This is a genomic window from Sinomicrobium halophytocola (genome assembly GCF_052983395.1).
Genome location: NZ_JBRKIT010000035.1, coordinates 191789 through 207738, shown reverse-complemented (window position 1 = coordinate 207738; position 15950 = coordinate 191789). Strand labels below are relative to the sequence as shown.

At 44.7% G+C, this 15950-nt stretch carries 12 protein-coding genes and 1 riboswitch; of the genes, 4 read left to right on the top strand and 8 right to left on the bottom strand.

Going from position 1 to position 15950, the window contains the following annotated elements; translation table 11 throughout:
• Nucleotides 1-8: 8 nt before the first annotated feature.
• From ACVBDY_RS14935 to ACVBDY_RS14900, 8 genes are all read right to left on the bottom strand, one after another.
• A complete protein-coding gene (locus tag ACVBDY_RS14935; protein ID WP_447176260.1) occupies nt 9-1112 on the bottom strand; it encodes an acyloxyacyl hydrolase in 1104 nt (367 codons plus the stop codon).
• A gap of 34 nt (nt 1113-1146) precedes the next feature.
• Nucleotides 1147-2100, bottom strand: coding sequence for a methylenetetrahydrofolate reductase [NAD(P)H] (metF, locus tag ACVBDY_RS14930; protein ID WP_447176259.1), 954 nt, complete (start codon nt 2098-2100; stop codon nt 1147-1149).
• Between the two features lie 95 nt (nt 2101-2195).
• The gene (gene metH / locus ACVBDY_RS14925; RefSeq protein ID WP_447176321.1) at nt 2196-4877 is read right to left on the bottom strand and encodes a methionine synthase; all 2682 of its coding nucleotides are present in this window, start codon (nt 4875-4877) and stop codon (nt 2196-2198) included.
• Nucleotides 4878-5077: 200 nt separating this feature from the next.
• Complete coding sequence (locus tag ACVBDY_RS14920) at nt 5078-6079, bottom strand: homocysteine S-methyltransferase family protein (RefSeq protein WP_447176258.1); 1002 nt, start codon at nt 6077-6079, stop codon at nt 5078-5080.
• Between the two features lie 122 nt (nt 6080-6201).
• A riboswitch (SAM riboswitch) is annotated at nt 6202-6316 on the bottom strand.
• 198 nt (nt 6317-6514) lie between these two features.
• On the bottom strand, nt 6515-7573 hold the full coding sequence (locus ACVBDY_RS14915) for an NAD(P)/FAD-dependent oxidoreductase (protein ID WP_447176257.1): 1059 nt from the start codon (nt 7571-7573) through the stop codon (nt 6515-6517).
• A 64-nt stretch (nt 7574-7637) separates the two neighbouring features.
• Nucleotides 7638-8216 carry a precorrin-2 dehydrogenase/sirohydrochlorin ferrochelatase family protein gene (locus tag ACVBDY_RS14910; protein ID WP_447176320.1) on the bottom strand — a complete coding sequence of 193 codons (579 nt, stop codon included), beginning with the start codon at nt 8214-8216 and terminating at the stop codon, nt 7638-7640.
• Between the two features lie 23 nt (nt 8217-8239).
• Nucleotides 8240-9040, bottom strand: a complete 801-nt coding sequence (gene cobA, locus ACVBDY_RS14905) for a uroporphyrinogen-III C-methyltransferase (protein ID WP_447176256.1) — start codon at nt 9038-9040, stop codon at nt 8240-8242.
• Between the two features lie 58 nt (nt 9041-9098).
• A complete protein-coding gene (locus ACVBDY_RS14900) occupies nt 9099-11216 on the bottom strand; it encodes a ferredoxin-like domain-containing protein (protein ID WP_447176255.1) in 2118 nt (705 codons plus the stop codon).
• A 347-nt stretch (nt 11217-11563) separates the two neighbouring features.
• Here ACVBDY_RS14900 and ACVBDY_RS14895 point away from each other — a divergent pair, with 347 nt between their 5' ends.
• From ACVBDY_RS14895 to ACVBDY_RS14880, 4 genes are all read left to right on the top strand, one after another.
• A complete protein-coding gene (locus ACVBDY_RS14895; RefSeq protein WP_447176254.1) occupies nt 11564-12241 on the top strand; it encodes a PrsW family intramembrane metalloprotease in 678 nt (225 codons plus the stop codon).
• A gap of 132 nt (nt 12242-12373) precedes the next feature.
• Nucleotides 12374-12859 carry an acyl-CoA carboxylase biotin carboxyl carrier protein subunit gene (locus ACVBDY_RS14890; protein ID WP_447176253.1) on the top strand — a complete coding sequence of 162 codons (486 nt, stop codon included), beginning with the start codon at nt 12374-12376 and terminating at the stop codon, nt 12857-12859.
• A 72-nt stretch (nt 12860-12931) separates the two neighbouring features.
• Nucleotides 12932-14374, top strand: a complete 1443-nt coding sequence (accC, locus tag ACVBDY_RS14885) for an acetyl-CoA carboxylase biotin carboxylase subunit (RefSeq protein ID WP_447176252.1) — start codon at nt 12932-12934, stop codon at nt 14372-14374.
• Between the two features lie 24 nt (nt 14375-14398).
• Nucleotides 14399-15940, top strand: coding sequence for an acyl-CoA carboxylase subunit beta (locus tag ACVBDY_RS14880; RefSeq protein ID WP_447176251.1), 1542 nt, complete (start codon nt 14399-14401; stop codon nt 15938-15940).
• The last annotated feature ends 10 nt before the right edge of the window (nt 15941-15950 follow it).

Genomic DNA, 15950 nt, shown 5'->3' with positions numbered 1-15950 from the left:
ATATGATATCAAAGGCGTATACCTACTCCAAATTCGACTGCTTCAGCCTTTGCAGCATGTGTTTTCAAGGTCAGCGCTGCGAACATCTTGTCCCCGAAGTAACGTTTCAATCCTATCCTCTGGTAAAAACGCCCTTCGAAATCCACCGGGTAATACGCATAATACCCTAGTTGTGCTACCAGCGAAAGCCGGTTTACAAACAATTCGTGCCCTATAAAAACACCTGCTCTCTTAAAATCCTCATTACCGGATATACCGTCTTCCGGATAGGCTATACTTTTATAGCGGATATATTCTTTCAGAAAATTGGAATAGAATACATCCGTCCCCAGTTGTACTGCACTTTTTCTGCTCAGTCTCTTATCTGCATAAAAAGAAAAAACGTAAAAGGCATATTGCCCGCTATCCACAACATCACTTTCGTTTACCCCGGAACGGAATACGGCATTATACCGAACGGATTCCGTAAACCCGCCGGATGTAAACGTATGTATAAATTCCGGCTCTTCTTTCTCCAACTGATAATTAACGCCAACATTGAACGTTATACTATTTATACTCGTATTCGGGGCTTTTACATTGGCATTGGAATAATGGATAAGAGAAAAACCTGCCTGTATACCAAACCTGTCCAATAACCGTTCTTTTTTGTAATTCAGCATCACATAGGTACTGCTCATAATCCTCGATCCGAAGGCTATATTGCGATAATTATCTTCTTTATCGTACGGATTGGTCGTATAGGCAAGCCCCTGCCCTATACGAAGCATGAGGTTTCTCTGCAAAAAATAAAAATTATAGTGGGCATACAGTGCGTAATTCTCTCCCAGATATTCGTTTTTCAAGTCCTGATAGCCGAATGAAACTCCGTAATCCGGGTAGTTAAAACGCTGCTCCCAGGCTTCCTTCCCGTAAGTCTTCCTGTTCCAACTCAGGATAAGCCCTTCCGGATGCCCGGTTATAAGATGTTGAATATCGGTGTTGTGGAGTGCTGTGTTGCCATAAAAGTAACTGGCATCTATATAGGAAAAGTGTTTGTTTCCATCCTTCTTCTCCTGGCCGGAAACAAACACCTGAACTAATACAACTAAGGCAAAAAAGATTTTCTTCATGCTGCCGGATTCGGCACAAAAGTATGTTTTATTTTTAAAATACTGACGAAGCTACTGCCTTGATGTTGTCAGATTTTCCCATAGAATAATAATGTAAAACCGGAACACCGGCATCTTTTAATTCTTTGGACTGCTGTATACACCATTCTACACCTACTTGCCTTACTTCCTTGTTATCTTTGCATTTTTCAACGGCATGAATAAGTTCCTCCGGCAAGTCTATCTTAAATACCTGCGGAAGTAACTGCAGATGTCTTTTTACGGCAATAGGTTTTATACCAGGGATAATGGGTACATTGATCCCCATATTCCTGGCTTTTTCCACAAATTCGAAATATTTACTGTTATCAAAAAACATCTGGGTAACGATATAATCAGCCCCGGCATTTATTTTATCCTGTAGTCTTTTCAGGTCGTAATCCAATGAGGGGGCTTCCAGGTGTTTCTCCGGGTATCCTGCCACCCCGATACAGAAATCCGGTCTGTTGCTGGCTTCTACCACATCGTGCAGATATTTTCCCCTGGTAATATTCTTGATCTGCCCTACCAGTTCATTGGCATAGGTATGTCCTCCTTTTGTAGGTTCAAAATAACGTTGGTGTTTCATGGCATCTCCCCGGAGCGCCATAATGTTCTCAATACCCAGATAATGACAGTCCACCAGCATGTATTCGGTCTCTTCTCGGGTAAATCCGCCACAAAGCACGTGAGGGACGGTATCTACCTGGTACTTGTGTTTTATGGAAGCACATATACCGACAGTCCCAGGACGCATTCTCACGATCTTCCTGTCCAGCAGGCCTTCCCGTTCTATATAGATATATTCTTCCCTGGAGGTGGTCACATCGATAAAAGGCGGATCGAATTCCATCAGGGGGTCGATGTTATTGTATAATTCCTGTATGTTCCCTCCTTTCGGAGGGGGAACGACTTCAAACGAAAACAGGGTCTTTCCTTTAGCCTGTTCTATGTGTTCTGTTACTTTCATGTTATGCTTTTCCGGTTACTTCGGGATGTGGTTAATTTTATTTATTCCGGTTACGGGTTGTTCTAAATACGGGTTTTTTACCGGGTTCATATTTGTTAATCAACTATATTCGGATTCAGCCATTTCCGGGCTTCTTCCAGAGGGATTTCACGTCTTACTGCATAATCTTCTACCTGGTCTTCTTTTATTTTTCCCAGTCCGAAATATTTACTCTCCGGATGTCCGAAATAATACCCGGATACTGAAGATGCCGGCCACATGGCCAGGCTTTCGGTAAGCCGTACGCCGGTATTTTCCTCTGCCTTAAGCAACCGCCACAATGTTCTCTTTTCCAGGTGATCCGGACAAGCGGGATAACCGGGAGCGGGACGGATACCTTTATAGGATTCCTTTATGAGTTCTTCATTTGTCAGGGTTTCATCAGAGGCGTATCCCCAGAATTCCTTTCGTACTTTTTCGTGCAGGTATTCTGCAAAGGCTTCAGCAAACCTGTCGGCCAGGGCTTTCACCATTATGGAATTATAATCGTCGTGTTCTTTTTCAAACTCGGCAGCTTTTTCGTCCACACCAAAACCTGTAGACACACAAAAAGCCCCGACATAATCGCGAATGCCCGAAGTCTCGGGGGCTACGAAATCGGCAAGGGCTATATTGGCCGCTCTTTTATTCTTTTTAGACTGCTGGCGAAGTGTAAGAAGGGTCTCTACCTGATTGTCATTTTGGTCATAAATGGCAATATCATCGTCATTTACCTGGTTGGCGGGGAACAGTCCGTATACTCCTTTAGCCTGTAACCATTTTTCACGCATCAGGTCAGTCAGCATATTCCTGGCATCCTCAAAAAGCAGGGTTGCCTGTTCTCCTACTACCGGATCGGTTAAGATCTCCGGGTATTTGCCATGCAGCTCCCAGGTACGGAAAAACGGGGTCCAGTCTATATATTTCAATAATTCTTCCAGGGCCACTTCTATGCTGTGTACACCTGTTTTTTTTGGTTTTACCGGTTGATAGTTTTCCCAGTCGAGTTGTAATTTGTTTTTTCTTGCTTCTGCTATAGTCAGGTATTCTTTTACCTTGGAACGATTGAGAAAACCTTCACGAAGTTTATCATACTCTGCCCTTATGGACCTGCAATATTCGCCTTTGGTTTTTTCGTTGAGCAGGTTACTGGCTACGGTCACTGCCCTCGAAGCATCGTTTACATGCACTACGGTTTCCCGGTAAGCCGGAGCTATCTTCACTGCGGTATGTGCTCTCGAGGTGGTGGCCCCTCCTATGAGTACGGGAATATTGATACTCAGTTTATCCAATTCCTGGGCCAGATAGACCATTTCATCCAAAGACGGAGTGATAAGGCCGCTAAGCCCTATGATATCCACATTTTCATCTATAGCGGTCTGAATGATCTTTTCCGGGGGAACCATAACACCCAGGTCCACTACTTCGTAATTGTTACACCCGAGAACTACGCTCACTATATTTTTCCCGATATCGTGGACATCGCCTTTTACGGTAGCCATGAGTATCTTGCCTACGGCCCGTGAGCCTCCTTCCCCTGCGGGAAGGTTTTTCTTTTCTTCTTCTATAAAAGGCAGCAGGTGCGCCACGGCCCTTTTCATTACCCGGGCGGATTTCACGACCTGGGGCAGAAACATTTTTCCGCTTCCGAAGAGGTCGCCCACTACATTCATTCCGTTCATCAGGTAGATCTCTATAACCTCTATGGGCCGGGCTACCAACAAACGGGCTTCTTCCACATCTGTTTCGATAAACTCGTCAATACCCTTTACCAGGGCATGGGTTATTCTTTCCTGCAAACCTTCGGAGCGCCATTCCTGTAGCTTTTTCTCCGAAGTTTTCCCATTGTCCTTTACCTGCTCCGCGTAATCGAGCAGACGTTCGGTGGCGTCGTCTCTTCGGTCGAGCAGCACATCTTCTATTCGGATGAGCAGTTCTTTGGGAATTTCGTCATAAACCTCGAGCATTTCCGGGTTTACGATCCCCATATTCATGCCGTGTTGTACCGCGTGGTAAAGGAATGCGGCATTCATCGCTTCACGTACGACATTGTTCCCGCGAAACGAAAAGGATACGTTACTCACTCCTCCGCTGACATTGGCGTAAGGCAGATTTTCCCTTATCCATTTGGTTGCCCTGAAAAAATCTACCGCGTTTTTACGGTGTTCTTCCATCCCCGTACCTACCGGGAAAATATTCGGATCGAAAATAATGTCTTCCGGGGCAAACTTCACTTCGTTCACCAGGATGTCATAGGATCGTTTGCAAATCTCTATCCTTCTTTCGTAGGTATCTGCCTGCCCTGCTTCGTCAAAAGCCATGACAATAACTGCCGCACCGTATCTTCTGATGGTCCTGGCATGTTTTACAAAGGTTTCTTTTCCTTCTTTTAAGCTGATGGAATTAACGATACACTTTCCCTGAACTACCTTAAGCCCCGCTTCTATGATCTCCCACTTGGAACTGTCAATGACAACAGGAACACGGGCTATATCGGGTTCGGATGCAATAAGGTTCAGGAACGTGGTCATGGTCTGAACACCATCTATCATACCCTCATCCATGTTCACGTCAATGATCTGTGCACCTCCTTCTACCTGTGCCCTGGCCACGTCCAGTGCTTCCTGATATTTTTCTTCTTTTATCAGGCGCAGGAACTTCCGGGAACCGGTTACGTTGGTACGTTCCCCGATATTGATAAAGTTGCTCTCGGGGGTCACGATCAAAGGCTCGAGCCCCGACAGCTTTAGCGGCCGGATTTTCTGTTTTTCCCTTCCCTCCGATGGCGGATCGTCATATTGTTTCTCGTCTGTATTTCCTTTTCCCACGAATCCTCTGGTGTTTTAATCGTCGTTATTTTGTCAGACTGTCTGATGGCAGCCTATCTCTGGTTTTCCATACCGGGACCGTTATTAGCCACGGAGTTATCACTACATCCTAATTATATTCCCGTCAGGGCTTAAGCCAAAGCTTCCAGTTTTCTGGGTTTATACCGGGCTGCGATCTCTGCTATAAGCTTTATATGATCCGGCGTAGTCCCGCAGCATCCCCCGATAATGTTTACGAGGTTATCATCCAGGTATTCCCTGATCAGTTCCTGCATCTCTTCCGGTGTCTGGTCATATTCCCCGAAGGCATTGGGTAAGCCCGCATTGGGATGAGCCGAAATATTAAGATCTGTATTTAGTCCGAGCCGTTTCAGATAAGGTTTAAGCTGATCGGCCCCTAAGGCACAATTAAACCCCACACTTAATAGCGGGATATGTGATATGGATATCAGGAAGGCCTCCACGGTTTGACCGGACAGTGTTCTTCCGGAAGCATCCGTGATCGTTCCGCTGACCATTACGGGGGTGTCCAGCCCTCGTTCTTCCTTCATTTCCTCAATAGCGAACAGTGCAGCTTTGGCATTTAACGTATCGAAAATTGTTTCAACCAACAGTATATCTACCCCACCATCTACCAGTGCTTCCACCTGCTGTTTATAAGCTATTCGAAGTTCATCGAAGGTAATGGCCCTGTATCCGGGATCATTTACATCGGGCGACATGCTTGCGGTCCTGTTTGTCGGGCCAACAGCCCCGGCTACAAATCTCGGTTTTTCCGGGTTTTTAGCAGTGAATTTGTCTGCTATTTCCCTGGCTATCCTGGCCGATTCGTAGTTCAACTCGTAAACGAGATCTTCCATATAGTAATCTGCCATGGCAATGGTAGTGCCCGAAAAGGTATTGGTCTCCACAATATCCGCCCCGGCTTCAAAATACTTGGCATGTATCTCTGCAATGGCTTTGGGCTGAGTGAGCGAAAGCAGATCGTTGTTCCCTTTCAACGGGTGGGCGTAATCTTTAAAACGCTCCCCGCGAAAGTCTTCTTCCGTAAATTGGTATCTTTGGAGCATGGTACCCATGGCCCCATCCAGTACCAGTATCCTTTTTTGAAGTTCTGCTTTTATAGCACTCATAAGATCGATCGTTTTGCCTTATGTACCGGATAACAGGATTATTTATATCATATCCGGGACAAAAACCGTTGATTTGTTTGTAAAATGTTATCAGAAAACAGGGAGAAATACGGGAAGTATTTGCGTCATCTGTCCCTATGTCACCACAGGGGTAGAATTTAGCACCTTCTCCGCTTCAGGCACGGAGGGTTGCTAAGGCTTCACCGGGTCTATTCCCTCTGCCTTTCTTGATAACTTCGATAAATTCAGAATGCAAAGAAATGTAATCCCTTTTTCTTTTGCAAACTAATTGCTGTTTTTTTATTGCTATAACAGCCCTGTGCGAATTGGTTCCGGGACAGGGCTGTTTTTCACTATATCCTTGTATTCACAGAATAGAAATCCTATGGGCGATACACTGCCTTATATCTCTGCAATTGCAATTGGCAATCGGTATTATACTTCGATGGCCTTGATGACTTCTTTTTTGGCTTCTTTTTTCGTGCCGTCAAAACCTTGTATTCCACCTACGGTGGTATATTTCATCACGTAACGTTTATCCGGGAATATCCTTTGATAGGCACTCTGGCACATAATTGCGGCTTCGTGAAAACCGGAAAGGATGAGTTTTAATTTTCCTTTATAGGTATTCACATCTCCAATGGCGTAAATGCCCGGGATATTAGTGGAATAGTCATAGGAATTATCCACTTTGATGGCATTCTTCTCTATTTCCAGTCCCCAGTCGGCTATAGGGCCTAATTTCGGTGACAATCCGAAAAGAGGGATAAAATAATCCGCATCGCGGATAAACTCTCCTTCGTCCGCATGATTGATAACAACGGAATTCAGGTGGCCTTCTCCGAGTAACCCTACAACTTCGGCACGGGTTACCAGGTTGATTTTCCCCAGTTTTGCCAGTTCTCCGACTTTTTCTACGGAATCCAGGGCTCCGCGGAACTCATTTCTACGGTGTACCAGAGTAACTTCGGATGCTACATCGGCCAGGAAAATGGACCAGTCCAATGCAGAATCTCCTCCTCCGGCAATAACCACTTTTTTGTCCCGGTATACTTCCGGATCTTTTATCATATAAGCGACACCATTGTCTTCATAGTCGGCAATATTATCTATCAGCGGTTTTTTGGGTTCAAAAGACCCCAATCCTCCTGCGATGGCAATTATCGGTGCATGGTGTTGCGTACCTTTATTGGTAGTTACGATAAAACTCCCGTCTTCAAGTTTTTCTATGGTTTCCGCTCTTTCTCCCAGGGTAAAACCAGGACTGAAAGGTTTTATCTGTTCCATAAGATTATCAACCAGGTCACCCGCTTTTATTTCTGGAAAACCGGGAATATCGTATATTGGTTTTTTAGGGTAAAGTTCGGAACATTGTCCTCCTGGCTGTGGCAAGGCATCTATCAAATGCGTTTTTAACTTTAACAACCCGGCTTCAAAGACCGTAAACAGACCGGTAGGCCCGGCACCGATTATTAAAATATCCGTCTTTATCATCTTCTTCTGTTTCTGTTATTTATATATACGTAGTGTTAATTTTTCTTTTTCGGGTACCCGTTCATCAGGCTTTACTGATAAACGATCTTGTGATATGGTTCAGTTTTTCCACTTTCTCTTCAAAATTCTCCTTTAACGTACCCCGATACCGGTTGAGGTTTTCTACCAGTTCGTTAATATCTTCCGGTATGATCTCCTCAAAAAGCTGCCGGAGCCTTTTGGCCATGGTAGGTGATTTGCCATTGGTGGATATGGCTATTTTCACATTGCCCTTGGTAACTATTCCTCCCAGGTAAAAATCGCATAGTTCGGGGGTGTCGGCTACGTTTACGAGTATATTCCTCGCACGGGCATCATCGCATATCTGTTTGTTTACTTCCGGATCGTTTGTCGCCGCAATCACCATATGTTTTTTATGCAACACATTGGTAGAATACGGTCTGTGCAACAAGGGAATATGGTGTTTTTCTGCCAGTGTTCTCACTTCATCACTAAAATCCGGTGCAACCACAATAACTTTGGCATTGGGACTGGATTTCAGTAAAAAAGACAGTTTTTCATACCCTACGTTACCTGCTCCTACAAGCAGCACATTGAGTTCGTTAACTTTGAGAAATACAGGGTACAGTTCGTTCTTTTCCATAATCATGATCCCCGAAGGGTGTGTTATCTTTTAAACAGTTGCGCTTTCTGAAGAGCGTCATACTTCTCCGGGATCACGGTATTTACTTCTTCGTACAATCCTTTTAATTTCACGCTTTCCCTTACTACTTCGCCTATTACGATAATAGCCGGGGAACTGAGTTTTTTATCACGTACAACATCGCCTATGGTATTTACCGTACCGCATCCGAAATGCTCGTTAAGGGTCGTACCGTTCTGAATAACCGCTACGGGGATGTCTCCTTTACCACTCTCACGAAACAGTCCCATAATAACATCGATTTTACTCATTCCCATCAGAATGACTACTGTTGCCGACGATTGGGCTGCAAGGCGAATATCTTCGGACAGCTTTCCTTCCGATGTTGTTCCGGTGACTACCCAGAAACTTTCGGCAACATGTCTTTTGGTGAGGGAAATCCCCTGGTATGCCGGTACGGCCACAGAAGAGGTAATTCCAGGGACTACCTCAGCTTCCACACCGAAACTTTCGGCATAATCGATCTCTTCGGTGCCACGGCCAAAAATAAAAGGGTCTCCCCCTTTTAATCGGACTACGGTACCCGATGCGAAAGCATGTTGTACGATCAGTTTGTTTATTTCATCCTGCGAATGTACATGGTACCCTTTGCGTTTCCCTACAAAAATTTTCTTTGCATTGACGGCATGTTCCAGAATATCCCTGTTGATAAGGGCATCATACAACACCACATCTGCCGATTGCAGAGCCTTGATACCTTTGAGGGTAATGAGATCCGCATCGCCGGGGCCGGCCCCTACTAATATTAATTTCGGTTTCTTCACGTACTAATCACAGTTGAGTTCCGAATGTCAGAACTTCGGAAAATCATTCTTAATTCTTTTAACTTGCCACCAGTTCCTGGTCCCTGTATATCCTTATCTGGTCAAGGAATGTACGGGAATCTTCCAGGTATTTCTTAGCGAAATCTTCGGACGGTTCATTTTTGTTGATCTGGTATACCAGGTCGGCAAATGTATTTCCTGCCGAAGTCTCAACTTTTATCTTTCCTTCATCCACAAATACTTCCTGGAACTGGCTGATTATACCTGCGTGGGTATTGGTCTTTTTATTCTCAGACAACAACAGTGCTTTTGCCGTATTTATCAGGGCAGCATAGGAATGATAAATACCATCTGCCCATTGCTCCTCTTTCAGGGATTCCTTTGCACTGTCTATCTTCTCATCACTTTCGAATAACAAGGTCGCCACAAGGTCTATCACCACACCGGCACATTCTCCTACCCCTACTTCCTGTTTGTAGGTATCGGCATGGCCCCAGTCTTTAAAGTCATCTTCCGTAAGGTTATCCGTATCCGAAAGCGGTTTCAGTATATCGTAAAAATAGGTTTTACCCTGCCTGTCGTAATAACCCAGAAAACTTTCTCCGGTCGTTGCATTGACTTTATAGTCATCCAGAATAGTCCGGAGAGCTTCGGGACCACGTTTGCTGGGTATTTTTATCACCTTATCGGAGAACCTTCCGTTACCATCCCCGAGTACGCCCCCTCCAAGTAATACCTGCAATGCCGGGGCTACCAGCTTTCCGGAACGTATGGACATTCCCTGGAAACCAATGTGTGCCATCATGTGCTGGCCACAGGCATTCATACATCCGCTTATCTTGATAGCCATGTCGGTATTGTTCAGGTATTCCGGGTATTCATCCCGTAATACACCTTCCAGTACCTCGGCTATTCCGGTACTGTTAGCAATACCCAGGTTACAGGTATCGGTACCGGGACAGGCGGTAATATCTGCCGTACTGTTATATCCCGCATCGGTAAACCCTAGCTTCTTAAGTTCCGTATAAAAGAAAGGCAACAGATCTTCACGAACATAAGGAAGCAGGATATTCTGCCGGAGTGACAAACGCAACTCGTTACCTGCATAATTCTTTATGAGATCGGCCAGCTGCCTTGCCTTGTCCGTATAAAAGTCTCCCAGGAGCACTTTGATACCAATGGAAACAAAGCCGTCCTGTTTCTGAGGAATGATATTTGTACTTTTCCATTGCTTATAGGCCTTTTCATCTTCGATTTCTACTTTTGGCACTTCTCTATCTTCCAGATTTTTCAACACAATAGCATGTGCATCAAAACCTTCGGTATCGATGGCGTAGGTTTGAAAAGGCAGGGCTTTTTGTTCTTCCTGTACCAGACGGGTGAATTCCTCCACTCCCATATCCTTCAGTAAAAACTTCATCCGTGCTTTCATTCGTTTGGCCCTTTCCCCGTAACGGTCAAAAATACGCACCACACCTTCTATAAGCGGTATGATACGATCTTCATCGAGAAATTCATAAATAACATCCGCATGTCTCGGCTGAGAACCAAGTCCACCTCCAAGCAATACCTTAAATCCTCTTTTGCCATCTTTTATTTTCGGTATAAAACCAAGATCGTGCATATAACTCAATGCGGTATCCGCATCGGAAGAGGAAAAAGATATTTTAAACTTACGTCCCATCTCTTGCCCGATAGGGTTTCGCAACATATATTTAAAAGCTGCATGTGCGTGGGGAGTAACGTCAAAAGGTTCATTTACATCAATCCCGGCAGTTTCGCTGGCGGTAATATTTCGTACCGTATTGCCACAGGCTTCGCGGATCGTCACATCGTCCTTTTCCAGTTGCGCCCACAGTTCGGGTGTTCTGTCCAGACTTACGTAATGTATCTGGATATCCTGTCTGGTCGTAATATGAAGACGACCGGTAGAATATTCATCCGAAACATCGGCTATACGATGCAACTGCTCGCCCGTTACCTTTCCGTAAGGCAACTTTATACGAATCATCTGCACTCCCGCCTGTCGCTGACCATATATTCCCCTGGCCAGACGCAGACTCCGGAAACGCTCCTCATCTACCTTGCCTTCACGGAACAAACGGATCTTTCGCTCCAGGTCAATAATATCTTTCTCTACTACGGGGTTCTCTATTTCTGTTCTAAAACTCTGCATTGCTATTAGTCTATTTAGTCGATAGATTTATAGGTTTATAATGCAAATGTAAGAGATAATTCTTTATAAACTATAGAATTAACGGATTTTTTTGTCACGCGTCCTTTTAAAATAGTTAAATAGCATAAAAACGCCCTTTACGGACACTTGTACCACATAAAAAGATCTCTCCCTAACGAGAATTACCTCAGTTAATTACCTCATAACACCCCGAGTTATCGGGACACAAGGTATCAGATGGCCTTAAAAGCATCGGAGTGTTTCCGATGCTTACTTAGCGCTTAAAAAATGTTAAAATACATTCCTGAAATTTCCAGGTATTTGCATATTTTATGTATTTTTCCCTTATGAATTATCTAATTGTCTCGGCCCTGGCCCCCGTTGTAGCGATACTCCTTTATATTTACATCAAAGACAGATATGAAAAAGAGCCTTTGCGGCTGTTATTTTTCAGCTTTGTTTTGGGTGCGATAGTTAGTGTAATAATCACCATGCTTATCTCAACAGTATATCAACGGGTTGTTCCGCTCCATTACAGCAATAATATTTTCCAGGAATTTATAAGGGCTTTTCTGGTGGTGGGGCTCACGGAAGAATTCAGTAAATATATCATAGTACGATATTTTGCCCAACCGAAAAAGGCCTTTAACGAGCCTTTCGACGGCATTGTATATTCGGTAATGGTATCTATGGGTTTTGCAGCGACCGAAAATCTTATCTACGTATTCGACGGCGGGTACCAGGTGGCTTTGGTCAGGGCATTTACAGCTGTTCCGGCACACGCTACCTTTGGTATACTTATGGGATATTTTATGGGGAAGGCCAAATTTTCACGTAACCGTCAAATGCTCAATCTCTGTGGACTATTTCTCGCAGTACTCTTTCATGGGGCTTATGATTTTTTCCTGTTTATAAACTTCATACCGGGAACCTGGACCGGTGCTTTTGTTTCTCTGGCCATCGGGCTATTTCTATCCAGAAAAGTCATAAAAAAACATCAGGACAATTCTCAGTTCAAGGTGTAACGCGAAAGAATTCCTATCTTTATGCCTATACGTTTTAAAAATCCAAGTGCGGAATGACAAAAATTGCGAAATATGTATATCTTGTTCTCTTTCGCTGATAAGCAATAAAAAACATCTAACATCCGGTCGTCTATGGACAAAACCTATAATGTAAACGTTAATGATACTTTCGCCTTTACAATCGATACACACGAAGCCATATCCCTGGACATGGCAGGAACGGGGCAAGACTCATTTCATATCCTGAAAAACTACAAATCCGGTAAAGTACAGATCGTGGAAGCATATTTTTTACAGAAAACCTATACTGTACGGATAGACGGAATTACCCACCGGGTTAAAATATCTGATGACATTGATCGCCTTATCGAAGAAATGGGTTTCACCCGAAACGAAGCTGAACACATATCCGAGATAAAGGCTCCCATGCCTGGCCTGGTGCTGGATATTCAGGTTAAGGAAGGTCAGAATGTCCTGGAAAACGATATACTGGTCGTCCTGGAAGCCATGAAAATGGAAAACGTTATTCTCTCCCCCCGCGATGGCATTATCAAATCCATTGTCATACAAAAAGGAACCTCGGTAGACAAAGGACAGCTATTACTTGAATACGAATAATTGTTTTACAGTAAAATTCACCTTGGAAGACACTTAAAGTATCAACAATATATACCATCAAAACCTTAGAGAGTGAAAAAAATATTGATAGCCAATCGCGGAGAAATTGCTCTCCGTGTTATGCGAACCATCCAAAAAATGGGTATATCCACCGTTGCCGTATATTCGGAAGCCGACCGGAACGCTCCACATGTGAAATATGCAGATGAAGCGGTTTATATCGGAGAAGCCTCTCCGGAAAAGTCATACCTCTCCATAGATAACATTATCCGTGCAGCACTGCAGACCGGGGCGGACGCCATACATCCGGGATACGGTTTCCTGAGTGAAAATGCCCGGTTCGCCGAAAAAGCCGAAGAAAACAATATTATTTTTATAGGTCCGCCATCATCTGCCATTCGCATCATGGGAAGTAAACTAGCTGCCAAAGAAGCCGTAAGTGCTTACGATATTCCCATGGTTCCCGGAACAGATCACGCCCTTACGGACACGGAAAAAGCAAGACAGATAGCAGGTAATATAGGCTATCCGATACTTATAAAAGCTTCTGCAGGCGGTGGCGGAAAGGGTATGCGGGTTGTTAAGGCAGAAAAAGAACTGGAATCTCAGATCAAAAGGGCCATTAGCGAGGCCAGCTCCGCATTCGGTGATGGTTCTGTTTTTATTGAAAAATATATAGCTTCTCCCCGGCATATAGAAATACAGGTCATGGCCGACAATCACGGCAATGTTATTTACCTGTTTGAAAGGGAATGCAGCATACAAAGAAGGCATCAGAAGGTCATTGAAGAAGCTCCTTCCGTAGTGCTTAGTCCGGAGCTCCGCATGAAAATGGGAGAAGCCGCTGTCAACGTTGCTAAGGCATGTAATTACAGGGGTGCCGGAACCGTGGAATTCCTGCTCGACGAAAACCACGACTTTTACTTTCTGGAAATGAATACCCGCCTGCAGGTAGAACACCCGGTTACGGAATGGATAACCGGAACGGATCTCGTAGAACTTCAAATACAAGTAGCCCGGGGAGAAGAACTTTCGCTCCGGCAGGAAGACCTTTCTATCCGGGGCCACGCCCTGGAACTCCGCGTATATGCCGAAGACCCTCTCAACGATTTTCTCCCGAGCGTGGGACACCTGGAACGCTATGAAATTCCTTTGGGAGCAAACATTCGCGTAGACAACGGATTTGAAGCCGGTATGGATGTTCCCATTTTTTACGATCCTATGCTGGCCAAATTGATAACCTATGGCCGGACAAGGGAAGAAGCCATACAAACCATGATCCTCGCCATTGAAAACTATATTGTGGAAGGGGTGGAAACTACCCTGCCTTTCGGGAAATTCGTCTGCATGCACGAAGCATTCCGCTCGGGAAACTTTGACACTCACTTTATCCAGAAACACTATACCCCGGAGGCTTTGCGATCGAAACAGGAAGAAAACGCCAGAATGGCCGCTTTGATCGCCGTAAAACGATATACGGAAGACCTGAAAAAATTACGCATTCCCAGGACATAATCATTCCAAAAATCAAATTACACTATGGATTCCGAAATAAAAGACCTGAACGAGAAACTGGCCAAAGCTTATCTTGGTGGTGGCCAGGAACGGATAGAAAAGCAACATCAGAAAAAGAAACTGACCGCAAGGGAACGGGTTGAATATCTTCTGGACAACGGTTCCTTCGAGGAGATCGGCGCCCTGGTCATACATCGCACCAAAGATTTCGGGATGGAAAAACAGCAATATTACGGGGATGGTGTGGTTACCGGTTACGGTACCATAAATGACCGCCCGGTGTATGTTTTTGCCCAGGACTTCACAGTATTCGGGGGTGCCCTTTCCGAAACTCATGCCGAAAAAATATGTAAGGTGATGGACCTGGCCGTAACCTCGGGAATTCCCATTATAGGGTTGAATGATTCCGGTGGAGCACGTATACAGGAAGGTGTTCGCTCTTTAGGAGGATATGCGGATATTTTTTACCGCAACGTAAAAGCTTCCGGGGTAGTTCCGCAAATTTCAGCCATTATGGGGCCATGTGCGGGTGGTGCCGTTTATTCTCCTGCCATCACAGACTTCACCATAATGGTAAAGGATACCAGCTATATGTTTGTCACAGGGCCTAATGTGGTAAAAACCGTAACTAACGAAAATGTAACTTCCGAAGAACTGGGTGGTGCCGGAACCCATGCATCCAAATCGGGTGTAGCTCATATTACCTCATCAAATGATGCCGAATGTCTTGAGGATATAAAAAAACTGCTGGGTTACCTTCCTCAGAATAACAGGGAAAAACCACTGTCTCTGCCCTTTGAACCCGGAGATGAAATACGGGAAAACCTTCTTTCCATCATCCCCGATCATACCAATAAACCTTATGATATGCACGAAGTGATATCGGGCATTATTGATGCCGAATCTTTTTTTGAAATACACAAGGATTACGCCACCAATATTATTACCGGCTTTGCCAGGCTCGGAGGGCGCAGTATTGGTATTGTGGCCAATCAGCCTATGGTCCTGGCAGGAGTGCTGGATGTGGACAGTTCTAAAAAAGCTTCCCGTTTCGTGCGTTTCTGCGATAGTTTTAATATTCCTTTACTGGTACTTGTTGATGTTCCCGGTTTTTTACCGGGAACAGACCAGGAATGGAATGGCATCATATCTAACGGCGCCAAATTACTTTATGCCTTCAGCGAAGCAACAGTACCCAGAATTACAATCATTACCCGGAAAGCATACGGGGGAGCTTATGACGTTATGAATTCCAAACACATCGGGGCGGACTTTAATTTTGCCTGGCCAAGTGCGGAGATTGCCGTAATGGGAGCCAAAGGAGCGGCGGAGATCATTTTTAAAAAGGAGATTTTTGCCGCGGAAGATCCGGACACAAAACTGAAGGAAAAGGAAGCCGAGTACTCCAGGTTATTTGCCAATCCGTATATCGCTGCCAACCGTGGGTTTATCGACGAGGTTATACTACCACAGGATACCAGGAGAAAACTATTGAAAGCGTTTGCCATGCTGAAAAACAAACAGACCGACAATCCGAAGCGAAAACATGGTAATATCCCCCTGTAATCCTCTGAAA